Source organism: Aeromonas sp. S18(2024), from assembly GCF_041402525.1.
Lineage (GTDB): Bacteria > Pseudomonadota > Gammaproteobacteria > Enterobacterales > Aeromonadaceae > Aeromonas > Aeromonas enteropelogenes.
On sequence record NZ_JBGLQV010000001.1, the window covers coordinates 639,330 to 662,992 of the forward strand.

General features: G+C 59.5%; 20 protein-coding genes. 10 read left to right on the forward strand and 10 right to left on the reverse strand.

Features of this window, described 5'->3' with window-relative positions; translation table 11 throughout:
• Positions 1 to 207 precede the first annotated feature (207 nt).
• Both ACB034_RS02760 and ACB034_RS02765 read left to right on the forward strand, forming a co-directional pair.
• On the forward strand, positions 208 to 1,395 hold the full coding sequence (locus ACB034_RS02760; RefSeq protein WP_371172015.1) for a cation:proton antiporter: 1,188 nt from the start codon (positions 208 to 210) through the stop codon (positions 1,393 to 1,395).
• Between the two features lies 1 nt (position 1,396).
• Positions 1,397 to 2,524 (forward strand): YbdK family carboxylate-amine ligase, encoded by a 1,128-nt coding sequence (locus ACB034_RS02765; protein WP_371172016.1) that lies wholly within the window; start codon positions 1,397 to 1,399, stop codon positions 2,522 to 2,524.
• Between the two features lie 141 nt (positions 2,525 to 2,665).
• Here the strand turns inward: ACB034_RS02765 and ACB034_RS02770 are convergent, their stop codons facing one another.
• Complete coding sequence (locus ACB034_RS02770) at positions 2,666 to 3,955, reverse strand: sensor domain-containing diguanylate cyclase (protein WP_026457123.1); 1,290 nt, start codon at positions 3,953 to 3,955, stop codon at positions 2,666 to 2,668.
• Between the two features lie 281 nt (positions 3,956 to 4,236).
• Between ACB034_RS02770 and ACB034_RS02775 the strand changes: the two genes are divergently transcribed.
• Positions 4,237 to 4,647, forward strand: a complete 411-nt coding sequence (locus ACB034_RS02775; protein ID WP_371172017.1) for an SRPBCC domain-containing protein — start codon at positions 4,237 to 4,239, stop codon at positions 4,645 to 4,647.
• A gap of 99 nt (positions 4,648 to 4,746) precedes the next feature.
• Here ACB034_RS02775 and smrB read toward each other — a convergent pair whose 3' ends face one another.
• Positions 4,747 to 5,271: an endonuclease SmrB gene (gene smrB / locus ACB034_RS02780; RefSeq protein WP_201939600.1), complete on the reverse strand. Its 525-nt coding sequence runs from the start codon at positions 5,269 to 5,271 to the stop codon at positions 4,747 to 4,749.
• A gap of 65 nt (positions 5,272 to 5,336) precedes the next feature.
• Here smrB and prmB point away from each other — a divergent pair, with 65 nt between their 5' ends.
• From prmB to ACB034_RS02795, 3 genes are all read left to right on the forward strand, one after another.
• Positions 5,337 to 6,272, forward strand: a complete 936-nt coding sequence (gene prmB / locus ACB034_RS02785; RefSeq protein ID WP_026457121.1) for a 50S ribosomal protein L3 N(5)-glutamine methyltransferase — start codon at positions 5,337 to 5,339, stop codon at positions 6,270 to 6,272.
• 12 nt (positions 6,273 to 6,284) lie between these two features.
• Positions 6,285 to 7,373 (forward strand): chorismate synthase, encoded by a 1,089-nt coding sequence (aroC, locus tag ACB034_RS02790; RefSeq protein WP_225632486.1) that lies wholly within the window; start codon positions 6,285 to 6,287, stop codon positions 7,371 to 7,373.
• 320 nt (positions 7,374 to 7,693) lie between these two features.
• Positions 7,694 to 9,100: a DEAD/DEAH box helicase gene (locus ACB034_RS02795; RefSeq protein ID WP_371172018.1), complete on the forward strand. Its 1,407-nt coding sequence runs from the start codon at positions 7,694 to 7,696 to the stop codon at positions 9,098 to 9,100.
• A gap of 197 nt (positions 9,101 to 9,297) precedes the next feature.
• Here ACB034_RS02795 and ACB034_RS02800 read toward each other — a convergent pair whose 3' ends face one another.
• Together ACB034_RS02800 and cra are read right to left on the reverse strand one after the other, a co-directional pair.
• Positions 9,298 to 10,491, reverse strand: coding sequence for an aromatic amino acid transport family protein (locus ACB034_RS02800; protein WP_371172019.1), 1,194 nt, complete (start codon positions 10,489 to 10,491; stop codon positions 9,298 to 9,300).
• 327 nt (positions 10,492 to 10,818) lie between these two features.
• Positions 10,819 to 11,805, reverse strand: a complete 987-nt coding sequence (gene cra / locus ACB034_RS02805) for a catabolite repressor/activator (RefSeq protein WP_201977752.1) — start codon at positions 11,803 to 11,805, stop codon at positions 10,819 to 10,821.
• 305 nt (positions 11,806 to 12,110) lie between these two features.
• Here cra and fruB point away from each other — a divergent pair, with 305 nt between their 5' ends.
• The 3 genes from fruB to fruA are packed head-to-tail and all read left to right on the forward strand — an operon-like array spanning position 12,111 to position 15,942.
• Complete coding sequence (gene fruB / locus ACB034_RS02810) at positions 12,111 to 13,211, forward strand: fused PTS fructose transporter subunit IIA/HPr protein (RefSeq protein ID WP_371172020.1); 1,101 nt, start codon at positions 12,111 to 12,113, stop codon at positions 13,209 to 13,211.
• On the forward strand, positions 13,211 to 14,200 hold the full coding sequence (gene pfkB, locus ACB034_RS02815) for a 1-phosphofructokinase (RefSeq protein ID WP_371172021.1): 990 nt from the start codon (positions 13,211 to 13,213) through the stop codon (positions 14,198 to 14,200). The genes fruB and pfkB overlap by 1 nt, the downstream gene beginning before the upstream one ends.
• A complete protein-coding gene (fruA, locus tag ACB034_RS02820) occupies positions 14,197 to 15,942 on the forward strand; it encodes a PTS fructose transporter subunit IIBC (protein WP_371172022.1) in 1,746 nt (581 codons plus the stop codon). Before pfkB ends, fruA begins: the two co-directional genes overlap by 4 nt.
• A gap of 91 nt (positions 15,943 to 16,033) precedes the next feature.
• Here the strand turns inward: fruA and ACB034_RS02825 are convergent, their stop codons facing one another.
• Positions 16,034 to 16,285: a DUF1289 domain-containing protein gene (locus ACB034_RS02825; RefSeq protein WP_026458027.1), complete on the reverse strand. Its 252-nt coding sequence runs from the start codon at positions 16,283 to 16,285 to the stop codon at positions 16,034 to 16,036.
• A 150-nt stretch (positions 16,286 to 16,435) separates the two neighbouring features.
• Here ACB034_RS02825 and mltA point away from each other — a divergent pair, with 150 nt between their 5' ends.
• The gene (gene mltA, locus ACB034_RS02830) at positions 16,436 to 17,587 is read left to right on the forward strand and encodes a murein transglycosylase A (RefSeq protein ID WP_201977746.1); all 1,152 of its coding nucleotides are present in this window, start codon (positions 16,436 to 16,438) and stop codon (positions 17,585 to 17,587) included.
• 181 nt (positions 17,588 to 17,768) lie between these two features.
• On the opposite strand, the gene yfaE is transcribed toward mltA, so the two are convergent.
• The 5 genes from yfaE to ubiG all read right to left on the reverse strand — a co-directional run bounded on the left by yfaE (position 17,769) and on the right by ubiG (position 23,581).
• On the reverse strand, positions 17,769 to 18,101 hold the full coding sequence (yfaE, locus tag ACB034_RS02835; RefSeq protein ID WP_268854520.1) for a class I ribonucleotide reductase maintenance protein YfaE: 333 nt from the start codon (positions 18,099 to 18,101) through the stop codon (positions 17,769 to 17,771).
• Positions 18,098 to 19,231: a class Ia ribonucleoside-diphosphate reductase subunit beta gene (gene nrdB, locus ACB034_RS02840; protein ID WP_026457495.1), complete on the reverse strand. Its 1,134-nt coding sequence runs from the start codon at positions 19,229 to 19,231 to the stop codon at positions 18,098 to 18,100. The genes yfaE and nrdB overlap by 4 nt, the downstream gene beginning before the upstream one ends.
• 63 nt (positions 19,232 to 19,294) lie before the next feature.
• Positions 19,295 to 21,562: a class 1a ribonucleoside-diphosphate reductase subunit alpha gene (gene nrdA, locus ACB034_RS02845; RefSeq protein WP_371172023.1), complete on the reverse strand. Its 2,268-nt coding sequence runs from the start codon at positions 21,560 to 21,562 to the stop codon at positions 19,295 to 19,297.
• A gap of 616 nt (positions 21,563 to 22,178) precedes the next feature.
• Positions 22,179 to 22,865 (reverse strand): HAD family hydrolase, encoded by a 687-nt coding sequence (locus ACB034_RS02850; protein WP_042069311.1) that lies wholly within the window; start codon positions 22,863 to 22,865, stop codon positions 22,179 to 22,181.
• Positions 22,865 to 23,581: a bifunctional 2-polyprenyl-6-hydroxyphenol methylase/3-demethylubiquinol 3-O-methyltransferase UbiG gene (ubiG, locus tag ACB034_RS02855; protein WP_042069312.1), complete on the reverse strand. Its 717-nt coding sequence runs from the start codon at positions 23,579 to 23,581 to the stop codon at positions 22,865 to 22,867. Before ubiG ends, ACB034_RS02850 begins: the two co-directional genes overlap by 1 nt.
• Positions 23,582 to 23,663: the final 82 nt, after the last annotated feature.

Consider the following 23,663-nt stretch of genomic DNA (forward strand, 5'->3'; position numbering starts at 1 on the left):
ATATGTTGGTTATTGCTTAGTGAAGTGGAAGGGTTATAAAAGTGATGAGATGACTCTGTACTCTCTCGGTACAGAGTCATTGAAAAACCAAAAAGCCATCAAAGCTTTCATTTTTAATGCTGTTGCAGATGAATTTAAAATAATAACTAAAAGTGCTCATTTTGTTGTTGCAATGTACCGATGTAGCACAACTGAGAGAGACACGACATGACTGAACTCATAGCAGTATTAAAAGATGGGGCATGGCCGATAACTATTTTTATCGCATGGTATATGGGCGAGTTGGCGCAGCGCTGGGCAAAATTGCCACGTATTAGTGTGTATGCAGTGGTGGGTTTCATTCTGGCTTCATCACAAAGCGGTTTTTTGCCGCCAACAAACTCGAGCACCACATTGCTGGCAAATATTGCATTCGGGTTGCTGCTGTTCGAATGTGGTTACCGGATTAATTTACATTGGCTTCGTACTAATCCCTGGATTGTGGTAACCAGTGTCACGGAAAGCATGTTCATTTTTATCACTGTGTATGCCGTGATGATCTGGTTTGCGCAATCGCAAATGATTGCATTGTTGCTGGCGGCGTTATCAACGGCATCCTCGCCGGCAACAATCATACGAGTCATCCTTGAACAAAGAAGTTCCGGCCAGGTGACCGAACGGGCGTTGCATCTCTCGGTGTTGAATTCGATGTTGGCCGTGTTGGTGTTCAAAATGATACTTGGCCTGGTTGTGTTCAATACGTCTGGCAATGTATGGGATGCGATACATATCAGCCTGATGGTGTTGTTCGCTTCTGCGGGTGTCGGCGCTGTGATGGGAATGATGATTCCGACCCTGTTAAGGCCGACAGACCGAACCACCCATGATAATACCCTGGCATTCACGATCACCGTTATTGGGCTTGTTGCACTGACACATAGCCTCAAGCTCTCTCCCATCTTTGCTGTGCTGATATTTGGGATCGTGGCGCGCCATCGTCGGGTCGTGTTGACGTCATCACAACGTGGTTTTGGTTCATTGGGTGAACTTGTCTCCATATTTTTATTTGTCTTTATTGCGGCCAAGCTGGCATGGGGACAGGTATATGCCGGTATCTGGCTTGGTCTCTTTATTCTGGTCGTGCGACAGTTGGTTAAAGCGGTTGTGATAAGCATTTTCGCAAAACTGAGTGGTATCTCCTGGCATAAGGGATGGCTTGTCGGCCTGGCAACGGCTCCCATGTCGGTCTCCATTATCTTGATGCTTGAACAGGCCCGCTACCGTGGGGTTGATCTAGTCGATCAACTGTCACCACTTATCGCGATAGCCCTGATGCTGGAGATATTGGGACCTGTCTTGAGTCAGCTGGCATTGCGTTGGGCTCATGAAGTGGCTGAGCCACATAAGGAGGTTTGATATGCCACTTGAACCATTCAAGTCGTCACAGGCTCTGACGCTGGGGGTTGAACTGGAGTTGCAGCTGGTCAGCTTTAGCGATTTTGACCTGGCTGCTGCCAGCCCCGATATGCTCGAATTATTGGAGCGTGATATTTTCCCGGGATTTGTCGTGCCAGAAGTGACCGAGAGCATGCTGGAAGTCATGACGGATGTGCACGCTGAATACACCACGCTACTGTCTCAATTGATAAAAATCAGCACGGCTCTGGTACAGGCAGGTGATCGCCTTAATATCGGCGTCTGTGGGGGAGGGACCCATCCTTTTCAACTGTGGCCTGAGCGTCGTATTTTTAACAAGACAAGGTTCAAGGAGGTGTCGCTGTTATATGGATATTTGACAAAACAGTTTACTATCTTTGGTCAACATGTTCATGTTGGTTGTATTGAAGCCAATGAGGCACTCTTCCTTTTACATGCCTTGAGCCGTTATGTTCCCCATTTTATTGCGTTGTCAGCCTCGTCACCTTTTGTGCAGGGATATGATACCTGGTTTAATTCTGCCCGTCTTAATTCAGTATTTGCATTTCCTCTGAGTGGCCGGGCGCCATTTTATCTGTGCTGGGAAGAATTTGTTCACAAGTTTTTCTCAAAAATGGAAAATACGGGCATTGTCGCCAGCATGAAGGATTTCTATTGGGATATCAGACCGAAGCCGGAATATGGCACAATTGAATTGCGAGTATGTGATACGCCATTATCGGTAACTCGTGCTGCGGCAATAGCCGGATATTTACAGACGCTCTGCAAATATCTGTTGGAACGCAGTGAACCCGATCCGGTAGAGGATGACTATCTGGTCTACAACTACAATCGCTTTCAGGCGTGTCGTTTTGGCATGGAAGGGATACTGGTACATCCCAAGTCTCATGAAAAGATGTCATTACATGATGATATCTTGGCCACCGTTGCCCGCATTCAGCCCCATGCCGATGCCCTGCATTGTTCAGCCGCCCTCGAACATGTCTTGCAGATCGTTCGGGAAGGGAATGATGCACACTATTTGCGACGAGAGTATGAGTTGAACGGGAGCGTCGAAGGCATGGTCGATTTTGCCCTGCAGCGGTTTCGCTCATCGGTACAGAGCTAGTCAACCGCAGACGACCGGATACCTCGCGGATCAAGTGCATGAAAATGGAGAGTGGCTTTTTCGGTCATATTGAATGAGCCAGCCTCTGACACGGGCTTTACCAATGATGTCGTGTTTCACGCAAGGGGTGAGTCGGGCAGGTTACTTCATTACCTCCTGCTGGCAGCAGTTACGCCCCTGCTTTTTGGCCAGGTAGAGAGCGGTATCGGCCCTGTGCACCAGTTGTTCGACCGTATCCTGGGCACCCTGGCTGGTGCTGATGCCAATGCTGACGGTGAGTGGGACTTCGATGCCGCTATTGAGCTCATGAAGCCCTGATTCGATGATCGAGCGGATCCGCTCCGCGCTGCCCCAAGCTTGTTCCTGCGAGGTTTCCGGCAGTAGCAGGACAAATTCCTCGCCCCCCCAGCGTCCCAGCATGTCCACTTCCCGAAGCTGTCTGGCGATGCGCTTGACCAGGCTGAGGATGGCCCGATCCCCTTGCTGATGGCCATAAGTGTCATTGATCTGCTTGAAGTGATCGATGTCGATAAGCAGCAGACTCATGGTATGGCTGAAGCGTTGGCTGCGTTGCATCTCGAGATGCAGCATTTCGTCGATGCGGCGGCGGTTGGCGATCCCGGTCAGGGGATCCGTGGTGGCGGCCACTTTCAGCTCCTCCACCAGACGGGCCCGCTCCGAAATATCCCGCAAGATGGCGGTCATCTCGGTGGTTTGCCCCAGATTGATCTTGGCAATGGTCACCTCCAGCGGAAATTCGCTACCATCACGCCGCAATCCCATCACGGCGGAGCGGGCGTGCATGGGGCGAGAGTTGATGGGGGAGTTGCTGAAAGACTTGAAATAACCCTCATGATGGGCGCGAAAGCGTTGGGGCAACAGGGTTTCCAGGCGCTTGCCAATATAGCTCTCGTCGATCCCGAACATTTCGCAGGCGGCGGTATTGATGAGTTCGATGCGCGACTCGCTGTTGACGCTGATGATGCCGTCATAGGCGGAGTTGACCACGGCCTCGAAGCGCTTGCGGCTCATCTTGAGCGCCTCTTCCAGCTGTTTCTTGGTGGTGATGTCGATGGCGGTGACCATGATCCGGCTGATGCGGGAGTGCTCCGACATGATGGGGGAGATCACAAAACGCCACCAACTGGTGCGTGACAGGGTGTCGATGGGCAGTTCGCTCTCCAGCCCCGTCTGCTGGGTGACGCACTCGTTCATCGGCGGCTCTATACAACCAGTGATGTAACGGGGGAACATTTCGCCCAACCGCTTGCCGATGCTGCCGACGACATCCAGCTCGAATGCCTGGGCAAAGGTGTCATTGGCCGACACTAAAATAAAGCGGTCATCCTCATCAAGCTCAAACATGGCCACAGCGGCACCGATGGCATTGAGTGATGATTTGATATCGGCGTGGGTTCCCTGTGTAAACATGTAACCTCCATTGCGAATAACTCATTGATAATCAGTATAGAGCTGCTTTATTGAGCGTTATGTTTGTGTCGGGCATCGGGGCCGTTTGTACCAACAGTTTCATCCTGTATTGCCTGCATCAGATTTGGCAACTATTCCTTCGCGGCTGGTGGTGAATAAAGGGGTGAGCTTTACTCTGTGGACTCGTGGATCGACGTCATGCATCTTCGCAAGGTATGAATGGCAGCAGTGAGGGCGCGGCTCGATCGGGATTTTACCTTGGTACAAATCGGGAGAGGGTGATGAAGATCAGCGTCGAGACGCGTGTCGAACAAGAGATAGAAGCGGTGTGGTGGGCCTGGAATGATCCGGATTGTGTGGCCAGATGGAATGCGGCTAGCGATGACTGGCACACGACCAGCAGTCGGGTCGATCTGGTGGTTGGGGGGCGTTTTTGTCATCACATGGCGGCCAGGGATGGCAGTGCCGGTTTTGATTTTACTGGCACCTTCACCCGCATCGAGGCACCCAACCTGCTCTGTTATGTGATGGATGACAGGCGAGAGGTAGAGGTTCGTTTCACCGAAGAGGCGGACGTGACGCACGTTCATGAACTCTTCGATGCCGAGACCGAGCACAGTGCGGCCGCGCAGCAGGCCGGTTGGCAGAGCATCCTGGATAACTTCAAGCGTTATGTGGAGGCCGCCGGATAGTGACCCGTCAGCGCCGATAAAAAAACCACCGCAAGACGTCGGTGGTTTTTTTATTGCGCGGTGCGCCTCTGGCGCAGGCCGTGGATAGTCGCGAGGGCGTTACTCTTCTATATCCAGCAGCACCAGGATGGCGCTGTCACCGCCCCATTCGCGGGGGGCTTGGTGGAATGCGCGCACATTGGGGTGCTGGGCCAGCCAGCTCGGGATGCGCTGCTTGAGGATGTGTTTGCCGATGCCGTGCATCACGGAGGCGACGTGAATGTTCTCTTTTTGGCACAGGGTGAGCAGGGCGGCCAGCTCCTGCTTGGCCTGTTGCTGGGTCATGCCGTGCAGATCCAGATAAATCTCCGGCGGGTAGCTGCCGCGCTTGAGCTTTTTCAGCTCGAATTTCGACACGTCTTCACGCACGTAACGGGTCGGCCCATCCTCTTCCAGATGGGGCTGGTACTCATCGCTGAAATAGTGGTCAACCCCAAGCTTTTCGCGGCTTTCACGCTGTTCGCGTTTCTGCTTGACCGGGCGCAACTCGGCCCTTATGGTATCTTGCTTGATTTTCCGGGTACCTTTTATCGCATCGCGGAACAGCTGGGTTTCCTCGTCTGTCGGTGAGGGCGTTTTTTTCATCAGGTACTCGTCTTGCTCGCTTTGTAAAATTCTCGGGCCGGATATTACTCGACTTGGAGGTGGATTTGGACAAGATATTTATCGATGAGGTGGTTGCCGAGATGCACACCATCCAGGACATGTTGCGCTGGGCCATGAGTCGTTTCAACGACGCCGGTATCTTCTACGGACATGGGACCGACAACGCCTGGGATGAGGCTGTGCAACTGGTACTGCCCGCGTTGCATCTGCCGCCGGACGTTGATCCCGCCATGCGCCACTCCCGCCTGACCAGCAGCGAACGTCACCGTATCGCCGAACTCATTATTCGCCGTGTGCAGGAGCGGGTGCCGGCACCTTATCTCACCAACAAGGCCTGGTATGCCGGTTGGGAGTTCTATGTGGACGAACGGGTGTTGATCCCGCGCTCTCCCATCGCCGAGATGGTGGCCAACCGCTTCGCGCCCTTCCTCAAACATGAACCGACCCGGATCATGGATCTCTGCACCGGCTCCGGCTGCATCGCCATCATCATGGCTCACGAGTTCCCCGAGGCGGAAGTGGATGCCATCGACATCAGCGTAGATGCCCTCAACGTGGCCGAGCGCAACATCAATGATCACGGGCTCGAGCAGCAGGTTATTCCGATCCGCTCCGATCTGTTCCGCGATCTGCCGGCCGGGGACAAGTACGATCTCATCGTCTCCAACCCGCCTTACGTGGACTCCGAAGACATGTCGGATCTGCCGGACGAGTTTCGCCACGAGCCCGAGCTGGCGCTGGCATCGGGTTCCGATGGCCTCAAGCTCACCAAGCGCCTGCTGGCCCATGCCGCTGATTTCCTCAAAGAGGACGGCGTGCTGGTGGTCGAGGTGGGCAACAGCATGATCCACCTGGAGGCCCAGTTCCCCGAGATCCCCTTTACCTGGGTGGAGTTCGAGAACGGCGGCCACGGTGTGTTCGTGATGACCCGTGACGAGCTGGTGCAGTATCAGGATCATTTCGCCATCTACAAGAACTAAGCAGGAGCAAGCATGGCAGGGAACAGTTTTGGCCAACTCTTTCGGGTCACCACCTTTGGCGAGAGCCATGGCCTGGCGCTGGGCGCCGTGGTCGATGGCTGCCCGCCCGGGCTCGAGATAAGCGAAGCGGATCTGCAGGGGGATCTGGACCGGCGCAAGCCCGGCACCTCCCGCTATACCACGCCACGCCGCGAGCCGGACGAGGTAAAGATCCTCTCCGGGGTGTTCGAAGGAAAGACCACTGGGACTTCCATCGGGCTGCTTATCGAAAATACCGATCAGCGCTCCAAGGATTACTCCGATATCAAGGACTTGTTCCGCCCTGGCCATGCCGATTACACCTACCACCAGAAGTATGGCCAGCGTGACTATCGCGGCGGTGGCCGCTCCTCTGCCCGCGAGACCGCGATGCGGGTGGCGGCGGGGGCTATCGCCAAGAAGTACCTGAAACAGGTGCACGGCATCGAGATCATCGGTTTTCTCTCCCAGCTCGGTCCCATCAAGGCCGAGGCATTCGATGGGGCGCAGATCGAGCAGAATCCCTTCTTCTTTCCCGATGCGGGCAAGCTGGAGGAGCTCGATCAATTCATGCGCGATCTGAAGAAAGAGGGCAACAGTATCGGTGCCAAGGTGCAGGTAGTGGCCCGCAACGTGCCGGTTGGCCTGGGCGAGCCGGTGTTTGACCGCCTTGATGCCGACATCGCCCACGCCATGATGGGCATCAATGCGGTGAAAGGGGTGGAGATCGGTGACGGGTTTGCGGTAGTGGAGCAAAAAGGCTCCGAGCACCGTGACGAGATGACCCCGACCGGCTTTGCCAGCAACCATGCGGGCGGCATTCTGGGCGGCATCTCGTCGGGTCAGGATATCGTGGTGAGCATGGCGCTCAAGCCCACCTCCAGCATCACAGTGCCGGGCAAGACCATCACCACGGAGGGGGAGGCGACCGAGATGATCACCAAGGGTCGCCACGATCCTTGCGTCGGCATCCGCGCCGTGCCCATCGCCGAGGCCATGCTGGCCCTGGTGTTGATGGATCACCTGCTGCGCCACCGCGCCCAGAATCAGGGGGTGATGACTCATACCCCACAGCTGCGCTAAAGGGTGTTATGCGCTCGTGGCTGAGGCCATGATCAACAAGGCGACCACGGGGTCGCCTTTTTATTGCCGCGCGTCATTTTTGCCAGAAAAGTCCCAAGGCTGGCATCAGTCAGTGGTTTTCCTTCCGTGCTGGGAGGAATGTCACATTTTTCTCGTCTATCCGAAGCAACTCCGCTAGACTGCGCCTCTATTCTTTCCCCTTTGCTCTGCTCCCCGGGGAAATCGTTGTTTTCTCAAGGCCCGGATCCTGCGAGATGGCATCGGCTCAGCAGAGGAGCCCCATCACGGATCCCCGGCGCCCCTATCCCTAGCAGGTAACTATGAGCTTTACTTCCCTCGGTCTGGCCGAACCCTTGTTGCGTGCCGTTGCCGAACAAGGTTACGACACCCCGTCTCCCATCCAGCAACAAGCGATCCCTGCCGTCCTGGCCGGCCGCGACCTGATGGCAGCGGCCCAGACCGGGACCGGCAAGACCGCAGGCTTCACCCTGCCGATGCTGCAGCGCCTGACCGAGAGCAAGCGCAAGGTCTCCCCGAACCGCATTCGTGCCCTGGTGCTGACCCCGACCCGCGAGCTGGCCGCCCAGGTGGGCGAGAGCGTGCGCAACTACGGCAAGCACCTGCCCATTCGCAGCCACGTGGTTTTTGGCGGCGTGAGCATCAACCCGCAGATGATGGCGACTCGCCGTGGTCTGGACGTGCTGGTGGCCTGCCCGGGCCGTCTGCTCGATCTCTACAACCAGAATGCCGTCAAGTTTGACGAGGTGGAGATCCTGGTGCTGGACGAAGCGGATCGCATGCTCGACATGGGCTTTATCCGCGACATTCGCCGCATCCTGACCCTGCTGCCGAAAAAGCGCCAGAACCTGCTCTTCTCCGCCACCTTCGCCGACGAGATCCGCGAGCTGGCCACCGGTTTGCTGGACAACCCGGCGGTGATCGAAGTGGCCCCGCGCAACAGCACTGCCGAGCGTATCGAGCAGCTGGTACACCCGTGCGACAAGGCCAACAAGATTGCCCTGTTGAGCCACCTTATTTCCAGCAACAACTGGCAGCAGGTCTTGGTGTTTACCCGCACCAAGCACATCGCCAACCGGGTTGCCGAGAAGCTTGAAAAAGACGGCATCAGCGCCGCCGCCATCCACGGCAACAAGAGCCAGGGGGCCCGTACCCGCGCCCTGTCCGGCTTCAAGGATGGCAGCGTGCGCGTCATGGTGGCGACCGACATCGCGGCTCGTGGTCTGGATATCGACAAGCTGCCGCAGGTGGTGAACTTCGAGCTGCCGAACGTGGCGGAAGATTACGTGCACCGCATTGGCCGTACCGGCCGTGCCGGCGCCGCCGGTCACGCCATCTCCCTGGTAGCGGCGGATGAGGGCAAGCTTATCAAGGCCATCGAGCGTCTGACCAAGCAGAGCATCCCCTGCGAGCAGGTGGCGGGCTTTGAGGCTTCTCGCGAGACCCTCGACAATATCGCCCGTGGCATCGGTGCGCCGCTGCGCAAAGAGCCCCGTGATCCGGGCGAGCAGCGCCGTGCGCCGCGCCCGCAGGGTCAAGGCCAGCGTCAGGGCGCCGGTCGCTCCGGCAATGGCGCGGGTGGTAACGGTGGTGGCAATCGCACTGGCAACGGCGGCAAGCCCAAGCCTCAGGGTGGCCAGCGTCCGGCCGAAGGCGCCGGCAAACCGGCCCAGGCCCGTCGTCCGCGTCGCGCAAGCCACAATCAGTAATTGGATCGGGAGCGCTTCCGCTCTGCTCGGTTGATCTCACAAGCCCTGCCAATCTGGCAGGGCTTTTTTGTGCCCGCGATCCGGATTCCGCCCTCCGTTTTGGGGATCTGACTTGCTGGATGCAAAACGGGATAGAAAAAGCCCCGCCAAGTTTATTGGCGGGGCTTTTGAACTTCTGTCGTGCGGGAGGCGGGTTTTTACAGCGCCGGCAGCAGACCCATACTGACGCTCACCTGTACTCCGACGATCAGCACGCCCATGGCACCGGCAAGTCCCAGTGCCAGCACGCCGCCCGGGGCGCGGTAGTGGTGCGTCTCTGCCTGCTTGCGGCTCTGCCACACCAGGGCCACTGGCAGCAGCACCGCCAGCACCGCCAGCGCAATGGCCGCGTAGCCCAGCGCCATGATGAAGCCCTGCGGGAAGTAGAGGGCAAACAACAGGGGCGGCACGAAGGTGATGAGGCCGGTCTGGGTGCGACCCTGCCAGTTGTCCTTGCGACGGGTCACCTTGGCCATGAAGTCGAACAGACCCAGGGTCACGCCGAGGAAGGAGGTAGCCAGCGCCAGATCCGCAAAGAGGTGCATCGCCTGGTTGAACGCAGGCCAGCTGACCAGCTTGCCGACGCTGGCGAGCAGGCTATCGAGTGCGCCGCCGTTGGTGAGCAGGGCCTCTTGTCCCAGCAGCCCCAGAATGGCCACCTGCCACAACACATAAAGGATGAGCGGCAGGGCGGAGCCCCAGACAAAGACCCGGCGCAGCTGCTTGGGGCAATCACCCAGGTAGAGCATCACGCTCGGGATGGAGCCGTGAAAGCCGAACGAGGTGAAGATCACCGGCAGACCCGCCAGCAGCAGCCCTTGGCCCAACGGCATGGAGAGCAGGTGCTGTCCCTCGGTGCGCGGCAGCAGCAACGCCAGCACCGCCACCATGATCACCAGTTTCACGGTGAACATCAGGCGATTGAGGTAATCCACCGAGCGGGTACCGATGCAGACCATGCCGCCAAACAGCAGGGTGAAGGCCCAGGCTGCCTGTTCTTGGCTCAGGGGGATCCCGGCGTCTGCCAGTGCCTGGGCCAGCAGGCTGCTGCCGCCGCTGATGTAGGCGGAGGCGAGCGAGTAGAACAGCATCAGGATGCAGAAGGAGGTGATGCGTTTGCCCCAGGGGCCGAGCAGGTGATCCGCCAGCTGGTGCAGGTACCACTTGCCGGTGGTGAGGCTCGCTTCTACCTGCAGCATGGCGGTGAAGGCCATCAGGGCCCACAGGCCGATCATCAGCACCAGTGTCGCGGGGCCGCCGAGGGAAGAGGAAGCCAGCGGCAGGGCCAGCATGCCGGCGCCTATGGTGGTGCCGGCGATCAACAGGGTACAACCCAGGGTTTTGGTATTCATGGAGTCCATCCGAAATCGAGCGTGAAAGTGTAAACAATACGTGCCATTAGCGGTGTCGAGGCGCCTCCGGGAGTGAGACCGGAGGCTAGCAATATCGGAGTGAACCCATCGTTACGAAAAATCCATTGGCTGTAAAAGATGGTTGCCAAGTTAACGGATCAAAATATCGGAAACAACCCCTTCAAGGCAGATTTTGTACTGTAGTCCTGAGATAAGTGGAAATAAATGATGACAAGGAGGCTGGTTCGGTGAAAAAACGCGCTGTGGCAATGCCGTTGCCATCAGCGCGTCAACTTATTGTGCCAGCTTGAAGGGGCGAAGAGGGGGTCAGCGTCGGCGCTTGAGGGTTCGGCTCACATAGTGCAGGCCGCACTGATAGTCACCGTTGACCGCCTTGATGGCGAGCGCCAGCGCCTGGTTGGCGAGGGCATCGTGCTGCTGGGGCAGGGAGTTGATGCCAAAGGGGAGGAAGTCGAGCAGCCGATCGTCGCCGAAGGTGGCCATGGCGAGCCGGCTCATGTCGGCCTCCTGCTCTATCAGGTAGTCGAGCACCCCTTCCATCAGAATGTAGGAGGTGGTGATCAGCGCCTCGGGTAGCTGGCCAAGTTGCTGGTGCAACGTCTTGATCAGTCGATAGCCCTCGGTACGGGAGAAGTGGGCCCCCTCGCACAGATGGCGCTCGGCGCTGTGGCTGGCAACGGCCTGCTCGAAGCCGGCGCGGCGCTCCTGGCTGATCGTGAGGTGCGGCAAGGCGGTGATCAGGGCGATGTGGTGGATGGCCGGGGTGAGCAGGGAGGCGGTGAGATCAAAGCTCGCCTTCTCGTTTTCGCTGGCGACGGTCACGAACTTGTCGGCGGCCATGGCCCGGTCGATGGCCAGCACCTGGATGCCGCGTGCCTGCAAGCCCGGGTAGAAGGGATCGTCCGGCGGCAGACAGCTGGCCACCAGCAGGGCATCCACGTGGCGGCTGGCCAGCATCTGGGCCAGCTCCTTCTCGGTGGCGGGATCATCTTCCGAGCAGACGATGAGCAGCTGATAGCCATGGGGTCGGCTGCCCTGTTCGAGGCGTTTGGCCAGCTTGGCGTAACTGGCGTTCTCGAGGTCGGGCAGGATGAAGCCGAAGGTTTTGGTCTGGCCACCGCGCAGGGAGGCGGCGCGGCTGTCCGGCTGGTAGTTGTGGGCGGTCACCACCGCCATCACCTTGTCACGGGTCGCCTGGCTGATGCGGTATTGATCAGCCTTGCCGTTGATCACATAGCTGGCCGTGGTGCGCGAGACACCGGCGAGGGCGGCGATTTCATCCAGTTTCATCATATCGACTCTGTTCGAGTTGCAAGGCCCACGGGCACTGTGCCGGGTGAGGGCGGCGAAAAGTGTGCGCGGGATCATATCATTGAAAAGCACTCTTTGTGGGTACTTGATCAATTCGCTGAAACGATTCAGTCTGAGTGTAAGTGAAACGATTCAGCTTGTCAGCAGACAATCGATGGACGGGGATGAAAACCCGATAGGCCCGCGAAGGGATGCAATCCGGTCTATTGTCAGCTGATAAATGACCCGCATTGTCAATTGTGATGAGCCGGCGTCCCTCGGGCGCCAGGATCGGATGGAGGATCCCTATGTTGAAGTTGGAGCAACGGCAGATTTTGCTGGGGCAGTCGGTAGCGACCAAGGCTGACGCCATCGCATTGCTGGCAGAGAAGCTGACCGAAGCCGGTCTGGTGGAGGCGGGCTATGTGGAAGGGATGCTGGCCCGCGAGGCGCAGCACGCCACCTATCTTGGCAGCGGCATCGCCATTCCTCACGGCACCACGGACACCCGCCATCTGGTGAAGAGTACCGGCGTCATGGTGGCCCAATTCCCGCAGGGGATTGAGTGGGACGAGGGGCAGATCGCCTATGTCGCCATCGGCATCGCCGCCAAGTCTGACGAGCACCTGGGCATCTTGCGCCAGCTTACCCACGTGCTGGGTGACGAGCAGGCAGCCGCTCAATTGAAAGAGGCTACCGATGCCGACACCATCATCAATATCCTGACCGGCGCGACGACAGCAAAAGAGGTGCAGTTTCTGACCCTGGCTGACTTCCCGGCCGATGATCGCGACCAGCTGCTGCTGGGCGCCGCCGCCCGCGCCAAATCCGCCGGCTGGGGGGACGCCGCCATGGTGAGCGCTCTGCTCGCAAGCGAACCTGCTTATCTTGGTGAGGGGATCTGGTTGGCCCGCGCGCAAGCCGCCCAGACTGGCTGGTTGCTGGCGACCCCAAGCAGTGTGTTGACGGCGGGCGATCTGCCGGTAAATGCCATGTTGCTGCTGTGCGCGGCCGATGCGGGCCACCTGCCACAACTGGATAACCTGGCCAAACTGGCAGCCGCCGGTCAGCTCGAGACGCTTGCGGGCAGCGAGGGGCTGGCCATGCTGCAGGCGGGGCCGGCGAGCGGCCTCAGTGAGACCTTCACCATCATCAACCCCCATGGTCTACACGCCCGTCCGGGCGCCATGCTGGTCAAGGTGGCCAAGGAGTATGAATCGGACATTCGGGTGGCGAATCTGGATGGCAGCGGCGAGGCGGTCTCCGCCAAGAGCCTGATGAAGGTGATCGGCCTTGGTGTCAAGTGCGGCCACCGTCTGGCGTTTCGCGCCGAGGGGCCGGATGCCGAAGCCGCCCTCAAGGGGATCGGCGCGGCCATCGCCGCGGGTCTGGGCGAGGGAGCGCATTGATGGAGATCGTCACCATTACCCTCAATCCGGCGCTCGATCTCACCACCCGCCTCGACGCCATGCAGCTTGGCGAGGTGAACCTGGTGAACGAGGCCTCCTTGCGCGCCGCCGGCAAGGGGATCAACGTCGCCATGGTGTTGAAAGATCTGGGCCGTGACGTGGGGCTGACCGGCTGGCTTGGTGAAGGCAACCAGCAGAGCTTCGTCTCCCTGTTTGCCGAGCGGGGCCTGACCGATCACTTCGTGCGCGTGGTGGGCAGTACCCGCATCAACGTCAAGATTTCTGAGCAATCCGGTCGGGTCACCGATCTCAACCTGCCGGGGCTTACCGTTCACGAAGAAGAAGTACAGGCGCTGGAGGCTGTCATCGACGAGCTAGCCCCGCACACTGACTGGTTCGTGCTGGCGGGCAGCCTGCCCAAAGGGGTGGCACCTGACTACTGCGCGCGCCTGATCAGCCTGCTCAAGGCCAAGGGCAAGCAGGTGATCTTCGATTGCAGCGGCGCTGCCTTAAGCGAAGGGATCAAGGCGGCGCCGACTCTGGTCAAACCCAATCTGGAGGAGCTCGGCCAGTGGGCGGGGCACCCCGTCAAGACCCTCGCCGAGCAGGCCGAGTGTGCCCGCGCGCTGCAGGCAAGCGGGATCCCCCACGTGGTGATCTCCAACGGCGCCGATGGCCTCATCTGGTTTGGCCCGGATGCCACCTGGCAGGCCACTCCGCCGCGCATGCAGGTGGTCAGCACGGTGGGTGCTGGCGATTCCCTGGTGGCCGGGCTGGCTCATGGTCTGAGCCTTGGTTGGGCGCCGGAGCAGACCCTGCGCCTGGCCACCGCCGTCTCTGCGCTGGCGGTCAGCCAGGTAGCGGTCGGTTTTAGCGATATCAAGGTATTGAACCCCTTACTCGAGCAGGTGCGCCTCACCCGTCTGGATGAGCTGGCACAGGCTCACAGCACCACTCCCTCAATGGAAAACTCAGGAGATGCCCAATGAAAGCAATCCCACTCAAAGCAATACTAGTGACGGCTTGCCCGGCGGGCATTGCCACCAGCTTTCTCGCTGCAAAACGGATAGAACAGCAGGCCAAACTGGCAGGCTGGGAGCTCACCCTCGACGTCGGCTCCAGCGTGCAGCCCCGTCAGATACCGGGCAAGGAGCAGATTGCCGCAGCCGACCTGGTGCTGGTTGTCGCCAGCGCCCCGGTGGATCTCGCCGCCTATGACGGTAAGCGGGTCTATCAGGGGAGCATGGATCTTGCTCTGCAGGATCCGGCTGCGCTCCTGGACGCAGCCGCCAGTGGCGCCAGCGTCTATCGCCATCAGGCTGCCCCGGTCACAGCCAAACCGGCAACCACAGGAGCCAAGCGCATCGTGGCGGTAACGGCTTGTCCCACCGGCGTGGCCCACACCTTTATGTCGGCAGAAGCGCTGGAGACCATGGCCAAACAGCTGGGTCATCAGATCCGTGTCGAGACCCAGGGCTCGGTCGGTGCCCAGAATGCCCTGACAGCGGACGAGATTGCATCCGCCGATCTGGTGTTCCTCGCCACCGACATTGAGGTGGACATGGCCCGCTTCGATGGCAAGCCGGTCTATCGCACCAGCACCGGCGCGGCGCTCAAGAAGACCCGTGCCGAGCTGGATAAAGCCTGGGCCGAGGCCAAGGTGTATCGTCACAGCGGCGCTGCCTCGCCGAAGAAAGAGGAAAAGGCGGGTCCTTACAAGCACCTGCTGACCGGCGTCTCTTTTATGCTGCCCATGGTGGTAGCAGGTGGCCTCATCATCGCCATCTCCTTCATCTTCGGCATCGAGGCATTCAAGCAAGAAGGTACCCTGGCCGCGGCCCTGATGCAGATCGGTGGCGGCTCCGCCTTCGCCCTGATGATCCCGGTGCTGGCAGGCTACATCGCCTATTCGATAGCTGATCGCCCGGGTCTTGCTCCGGGTATGATCGGCGGCATGCTGGCAAGCTCCCTGGGCGCGGGTTTCCTCGGTGGCATCGTTGGCGGTTTCCTTGCCGGTTACAGCGCCAAGTTCTTGAGCGACAAGGTGCGCCTGCCGGTGACCCTGGAAGCACTGAAACCCATCCTCATCATTCCGCTTTTTGCCAGCCTGTTCACCGGCCTGGTGATGATCTACGTGGTGGGCGGGCCGGTCGCCGGCATCATGAGTGCCATGACCGAGTTCCTCAACAACATGGGCTCGGCCAACGCCGTGCTGCTCGGGATCATCATCGGTGCCATGATGTGCTTCGACATGGGGGGGCCGGTCAACAAGGCGGCTTATGCCTTCGGAGTGGGCCTGCTTGCCTCCAAGACCTATGCCCCCATGGCGGCCGTGATGGCTGCCGGCATGGTGCCTGCACTGGGCATGGGTATCGCCACCTTCCTCGCCAGCAAGAAGTTCATCAAGGCGGAGCAGGAAGCGGGCAAGGCCTCCTTCGTGCTGGGTCTGTGCTTCATCTCCGAGGGTGCCATTCCGTTTGCCGCCAAGGATCCGATGCGCGTCATCCCGGCCTGCATGGTGGGCGGCGCCCTGACCGGTGCGCTCTCCATGCTGTTTGGCTGCGAGCTGGTGGCGCCCCACGGTGGCCTGTTCGTGCTCTTTATTCCTAATGCCATCAGCCACGTCATGATGTATATCGTGGCGATTGCGGCGGGGTCGCTGGTGACCGGCGTCACATACGCCATGCTCAAGCGCGCCGAGCAACCGGCAGCCAAGCTGGCTGCGGCCTGACAACAACAATGACATTCACCAGGCGGCCTGCGGGCCGCCTTTTTTATGCTGGATAGAGGGGAATGATTGAGAAAGAAGGGAGGGGGTGAGGCTAGAAATCCCAGCCGGGTTGCGGCATCTGCTCAGGCTCTGCCCCTTCTCTGGCCTTGCGCCGCGCCGCCTCGACCCGGCGCTTGCGATCCCGGCACAGGCGCATCACCTCCTGCTGCTGGGCCTGGGTCATCTTCTGCCAGTTGAAACGCTCCTCGCGGCTGCGCAGGCATCCCTTGCAGTAGCCCTTGTTGTTCACTTCGCAGACCCCGATACAGGGGCTTTGCAGCGGGAAGATCTCGAGCTGTTCCATCCATGGCCTCTCACACCTTATTACCTTGTTATAACCCAGAAGATCCCCTTTGGAGAAATCCTGCGTCGTGGCGGGGAAGTCGTTTGCTTTCCCCCTGCAAATTTGGCATCTTCCCCGCCGAGCATGGCTCTTGGTGTTATATGAGGACATATGAACAAACACGCGTACTGGCTGACCGCCGCTGTGCTGGGGCTGGCCGGTTGTGCGGGCAACTCCGAGCAAGCGGAGATGCCCAAAAAACAGGCCGACAACAGATGTTTTCTCAACTGCGAGGTGCCGGAGAATCTGGGCAAGCAGTATCTGGACGGCTTCCTGCCGGATGATCTGGTGCGGGTGGAGCGGGTCAACAGCCAGGTTCCCGCCGATTACAGCAGGTTCGCTCAGCAGAGCAGGCTGGTGCTGGATCGCTCCGGCCGCATGGCGAGCCGCTATGGCGAGCTCTATCACCAGCTCTCCCGCTGGGTCGCCAATGGCGGCCATCCTGCCGACATCACCCGCTACGGCATCAGCCTGGCCCAGCTGGGCGGTGCCGATCGCATGGGCAACGTGCTCTTCACCGGCTATTACTCGCCGGTGCTGGAGGTGCGCCACCGTCCGGATGCCAACTACAAATACCCCATCTACGCCATGCCCAACTGCGGCAGCCGTTGTCCGACCCGGGCCCAGATCCATCGTGGGGCGCTGGCCAACCGGGGACTGGAGCTGGGGTACAGCAAATCCCTTATCGACAACTTCCTGATGGACGTGCAGGGCTCGGGCTTTGTCCACTACGGAGACAACGATCAGCTGCAATATCTGGGCTACAGCGGCAAGAATGGTCACGGTTATGTGAGCATTGGCCGGGTGCTGATCGACCGGGGTGAGGTGCCCAAGGAGCAGATGTCCATGAAGGCCATCAAGGAGTGGGCCAACCGCCAGCCGGAGGAGAGCGTCAAGGAGCTGGTGGAACAGAACCCCTCTTATGTCTTCTTCGAACGCCGTCCCACCAATGACGTGGTCGGCGCAGCCGGCATTCCGCTCTTGCCCATGGCGGCAGTGGCGGCCGACAAGACATTGTTGCCCATGGGCACCCCCATCCTGGCCGAGGTACCGCTGCTCGACAAGGCGGGCAACTGGACCGGCAAGCACCAGCTGCGGCTGTTGATTGCGCTCGATGTGGGTGGGGCGGTGAAGAAGGGGCACCTCGATCTCTACCACGGCATGGGGGAGAAGGCCGGGGTTGCGGCCGGTCACTACAAGCACTTTGGCCGGGTCTGGAAGCTGGGCCTGCACCACGGACCGACTGCTGCACCCTGGTTGTAAATCAGTGCTTTAGAGCAGATAAGAGAGGCAGAGCAGGTAAGAGGACCGTCTGATACAGGCCTGTGGTTTCCTCTTGCCATTGCTCGAACCGGGCAGAAAACGCCATAAAAAAACCGCCGGAGCAATCCGGCGGTTTTTTGTTTGGGCTATGTGTCGAGCACTTCACGAATGCAGATCGAGGTCACTCTTTCTGGCTATCGAGGGTCTGGATATCGAGACGGATGGCACCCACCGGCTTGCAGCAGCAGGGCAGGCACTCGCCCTGGGAGACAAAGGCCAGCGGCACGCTGGGGTAGTGCACCTTGCCGGCCAACAGCGGTGTGCGGCAAGCGCCGCAATAGCCGCTGCGACACTGGAACTCGACGCTGTGGCCGTGGCGCTCCAGGGTTTCCAGTACGCTCTCGCCCGGATGGGCATGCAAAACAACCCCATCCCGGGTATGAACCCGGGGGGAGGTTGTTTCGGCCTGTGTCGGGGCTGGTGACGTGCCCAGAGTGCCGACGGCGTCACTCACAGCTCGAAGTCACCCAGATCGTCGGCATTCACTTCGCTGTCGATCTGGCCCACCAGATAGGAGCTCACCTCGACTTCCTGGGGGGCGACCTGCACGTTGTCGGAGGAGAGCCAGGTGTTGATCCAGGGGATGGGGTTCTGCTTGGTGCCGGAGAAGGCCGGCTGCAGGCCCACTGCGGCCATCCGCAGGTTGGTGATGTACTCCACGTACTGACAGAGAATGTCCTTGTTCAGGCCGATCATGGAGCCGTCCTGGAACAGGTACTCCGCCCACTCTTTTTCCTGAATGGCGGCTTCCTTGAACAGATCGAAGCAGGCCTGCTCGCACTCGATGGCGATCTCTGCCATCTCGGGATCGTCCTGGCCGCTGCGCATCAGGTTCAGCATGTGCTGGGTGCCGGTCAGGTGTAGCGCTTCGTCGCGGGCGATCATCTTGATGATCTTGGCGTTGCCTTCCATCAGTTCGCGCTCGGCGAAGGCAAAGGAGCAGGCAAAGCTCACGTAGAAGCGGATCGCCTCAAGGGCGTTGACGCTCATCAGGCACAGATAGAGCTTCTTCTTGAGCTCGCGCAGGGTGATGGTCACCTCGCGGCCAGCCACCAGATGAGTGCCTTCACCATGCAGGTTGTAGAGGGCGGTCGCCTCAATGAGATCGTCGTAGAAGTGGCTGATGGAGCCGGCGCGCTTCAGGATCTGCTCGTTGGTGACGATGTCGTCAAACACCTGGGCGGGGGTGTTGACGATGTTGCGGATGATGTGGGTGTAGGAGCGCGAGTGGATGGTCTCCGAGAAGGCCCAGGTTTCAATCCAGGTTTCCAGCTCCGGGATGGAGACCAGCGGCAGCAGCGCCACGTTGGGGCTGCGGCCTTGGATGGAGTCCAGCAGGGTCTGGTACTTCAGGTTGGAGATGAAGATGTGCTGCTCGTGGGGAGGCAGGGCCTGGTAGTCGATGCGATCCCGCGAGACGTCCACCTCTTCCGGGCGCCAGAAGAAGGAGAGCTGCTTCTCGATCAGGCGCTCGAACACCTCGTGTTTTTGTTGATCATAACGGGCTACGTTGACCGATTGGCCAAAAAACATCGGCTCTTTGAGCTGGTCGTTTTGGGTTTGGCAGAAAGTTGAGTAGGCCATGGTTACCAGAATACGTGAATAGAGAAAACGGGAGAGCGGGAGCCAATGCTCCCGCCCGGTTTATCAGATCTTGCAGGCCCCACCCGCGCAACCGTCATCTTGCAGATCGGTCTGGGTGTCGTCCGCACCATCACGGGTGTTGTGATAGTAGAGGGTCTTGAGGCCGTATTTGTAGGCGGTCAGCAGATCCTTGAGCAGCTGCTTCATCGGCACCTTGTTGCCTTCGAAACGGGCCGGATCGTAGTTGGTGTTGGCCGAGATGGCCTGATCCACGAACTTCTGCATGATACCGACCAGCTGCAGGTAGCCATCCACGCTCGGCTGCTTCCACAGCAGCTCGTACTGATCTTTCAGACGATCATACTCGGGCACCACCTGTTTGAGAATGCCGTCTTTGGATGCCTTGACGGAGACCAGGCCACGTGGCGGCTCGATGCCGTTGGTGGCGTTGGAGATCTGGCTGGAGGTCTCGCTCGGCATCAGGGCGGTCAGAGTGGAGTTGCGCAGACCCACGGTGCGGATCTCCTCGCGCAGTGCTTCCCAATCCAGGTGCAGCGGCTCGTTGCAGATGGTGTCCAGATCCCGCTTGTAGGTATCGATGGGCAGGATCCCCTGGGCATAGGTGGTCTCGCCAAACAGCGGGCAGGGACCAAACTCGCGGGCCAGCTGCACCGAGGCTTTGAGCAGATAGTACTGGATCGCCTCGAAGGTGCGGTGAGTCAGGGCCAGACCGGATCCGTCAGAGTAGCGGGCACCGTTTTTCGCCAGGTAGTAGGCGTAGTTGATGACGCCGATACCCAGGGTGCGGCGACCCATGCTGCCTTTCTTCGCGGCGGCGATCGGGTAGTCCTGATAGTCGAGCAGGGCGTCCAGGGCGCGCACTGCCAGATCGGCCATCTCTTCGAGATCTTCCAGCTTGTCGATGGCGCCCAGATTGAAGGCGGAGAGAGTGCACAGCGCGATCTCGCCGTTGTCGTCATCGATGTTGTTAAGCGGCTTGGTGGGCAGCGCGATTTCCAGACAGAGGTTGGACTGGCGCACCGGCGCCACGCTCGGATCGAACGGGCTGTGGGTGTTGCAGTGATCCACGTTCTGGATGTAGATGCGACCGGTGCCGGCGCGCTCCTGCATCATCAGGGAGAAGAGATCGACCGCCTTGAGGGTCTTCTTGCGGATGGCCGGATCCTGCTCGTACTTGACGTAGAGCTCTTCGAACTTGTCCTGGTCTGCGAAGAAGGCATCGTACAGACCCGGCGCATCGGACGGGGAGAACAGGGTGATGTCGCCGCCCTTGATGAGGCGCTGATACATCAGCTTGTTGATCTGCACCCCGTAGTCCATGTGACGAACCCGGTTCTCTTCCACGCCGCGGTTGTTTTTCAGTACCAGCAGGCTCTCCACCTCGGTGTGCCACAGCGGGTAGAAGAGGGTGGCCGCACCGCCGCGCACGCCGCCCTGGGAGCAGCATTTGACCGCAGTCTGGAAGTATTTGTAGAAGGGGATGCAACCGGTGTGGAACGCTTCACCGCCACGGATGGGGCTGCCCAGACCGCGAATACGGCCGGCGTTGATGCCGATACCGGCGCGCTGGGAGACGTAACGCACGATGGAGCTGGCGGTGGCGTTGATGGAGTCCAGGCTGTCGTCGCACTCGATCAGCACGCAGGAGCTGAACTGGCGGGTCGGGGTGCGCACGCCGCTCATGATCGGGGTCGGCAGCGAGATCTTGAAGGTCGAGACCGCATCATAGAAGCGCTTGATGTAGTCCAGACGGGTATCTTTCGGGTACTTGGAGAAGAGGCAGGCCGCCACCAGCATGTAGAGGAACTGCGGGCTCTCGTAAATTTCGCCGGTGACGCGGTTCTGGACCAGGTACTTGCCTTCCAGCTGCTTTACCGCGGCGTAGGAGAAATTCATGTCGCGCCAGTGATCGAGGTGGGCGTTGAGCTCCTCGTATTCGGCCTGGGTGTAGTCTTCCAGCAGGTGCTTGTCGTACTTGCCCATGTCCACCAGCTTGGCGACGTGCTGATAGAGGTGGGGCGGCTCGAACTGGCCGTAGGCCTTCTTGCGCAGGTGGAAGATGGCCAGACGGGCAGCCATGTACTGATAGTCAGGGGTCTGCTCGGAGATAAGGTCAGCGGTCGCCTTGATGATGGTCTCGTGGATGTCGGCGGTACGGATGCCGTCATAGAACTGGATATGGGACTTGAGCTCCACCTGGGAGACCGACACGTTGTCGAGACCCTCGGCGGCCCAGTCCAGCACGCGGTGAATTTTATCCAGATCGATGGGTTCTTTGTGTCCGTTACGCTTCGTCACAAACAAGTTCATTGGCTGATGACCCCTTTCATTGATACCTGCCGGTATCGGTTGATTCCCGAAAAACCATCGCACAATGCTGCCGTGCTGACACCGACTTGAGGCGGAATTGGGCAGAGATTGTGCGATGAATCACAAGATATAGTGTTATTTTGATTTCGAGCTACAAGATAGTGAGGTCAGCCCCTCAATGCAATGTGTGGATAACTGGCTTGCTGTGGATAAATTGTGAGTGTTGCGACCGCTGTTAGTGATCGCTCACAGTGAGCGGGTTTTCATTCGTCCGCTTCGTCAAATGCAAGTATCCAGATCGAAGATGGAAAATTTAAATAACTTTTTTTGCTTGCGAAAGAGGGGGGATTTTACTAGCGCCAGAACACTGATTATCCCTTATGCAACAGGGTACAAAAGCTGTCCAGTTGTTGCGGTCGCGCTTCTTCGCGGCGCTGATGCAGGTATGGTGGACCCGGGAACTGCGAGGCGCCTTGGTTTTTCATATGAGTATGGTGGTAGGGATAAGGCGCCTTTAATATCCATCAATAAGGAATGGCGGCGCGGCAGAGTATAGGCATTGTCTGGGCATAAAAAAGGCGGACAACATGTTGCCCGCCTTTTTATGATCGCAGGATCAGCCCAGCTCGTAGCGTAACCAGTGGTGCAGCGCCTGCACGGTATCGAATTGCAGATCCGCGCCCCAGTCGGCGGGATCCTCATTGTCATTGAGGTAACCCCAGCCAGCGACGGCGGTGCGCATCCCTGCATTGCGACCCGCTTCTATATCTCGCACATGATCTCCCACATAGAGGCAGTGGGCGGCATCGACCCCCAGCTGTTCGCAGGCAAAGTACATGGGGGCGGGGTCGGGTTTGCGCACCGGCAGGGTGTCGGCACTGACCGTTACGCCGCAGCTGGCGAGTTCGGGCAGGGCGGCCAGGAGGGGTTCTGTGAGAAAACCCGGCTTGTTGGTGACGATGCCCCAGGGAAGTTGCCGCTCGTCGAGCCATTCGATGAGATCCACCATTCCCTCATAGGGGCGGGTACCGACGCAGAGGTTGGCCGCATAGTGGTCGAGCAGGGCAGTACGCAGGCGCGTTGCTCCCAGCTCCTCAAGCAGCTCGTCGCCAAGGCCTGCCTTGAGCAGGCCGAGCGCCCCATGGGAGGTGGTCTGGCGGATGATGTCGTCAGAGAGCGGGGCAAAGCCCTCACTCACCAGCACATGGTTCACAGCGGCGCCGAGGTCCGGCGCTGTGTCGAGCAGGGTGCCGTCCAGATCAAACAGCACGCAGCGAAGGGGCGCCCGAGGGGTATCTGCCATCAGCTCTGCTCCGGGCGGACGAATTCCACCATGTAGTTGACGTCGACGTTGCGGCCGAGCTTGAAGTGGTTGGTGAGCGGAGAGTAGTGAACGCCGCTCATGTCACGCACCAGAAGGCCTGCCGCTTCACCCATGCGGCACAGTTCGGCCGGAGTGATGAACTTTTTATGGTCGTGGGTCCCCTTGGGCACCATCTTCATCAGGTATTCGGCCCCGACGATCATCATCAGATAAGACTTGGGGTTGCGGTTGATGGTGGAGACGAACACCTTGCCACCCGGGCGCACCAGGGTGGCGATGGCGCGCAGCACGGAGGCCGGATCCGGCACGTGCTCCAGCATCTCCATGCAGGTGACCACGTCGTACTGGCCGGCGGCTTCGGCTGCGTGCGCCTCGGCGGTGATCTGGCGGTATTCAAGCTCCACCCCCTGCTCCAGGGCGTGCAGGCGGGCCACCCCGAGGGGCTCCTTGCCCATGTCGATACCGGTTACCCTGGCGCCACGACGGGCCATGCTCTCGGAGAGGATGCCGCCACCGCAGCCGATGTCGAGCACGCGCTTGCCAAACAGGCCGCCGCTCTTGTCGGTGATCCAGTCAAGGCGCACCGGATTGATCTGGTGCAGGGGCTTGAACTCTCCCTCCATATCCCACCAGCGGGAGGCGATGGCTTCAAATTTGGCGATTTCGGTCAGATCGACATTGGCGTCACTGTTCATTTCTCGAAGATCCTGTGGCAAGGGCGCGAGAGGGAGTCGCGCGCAATCTATTGTCCTGGCGGGCATTATAACGGACGGACTT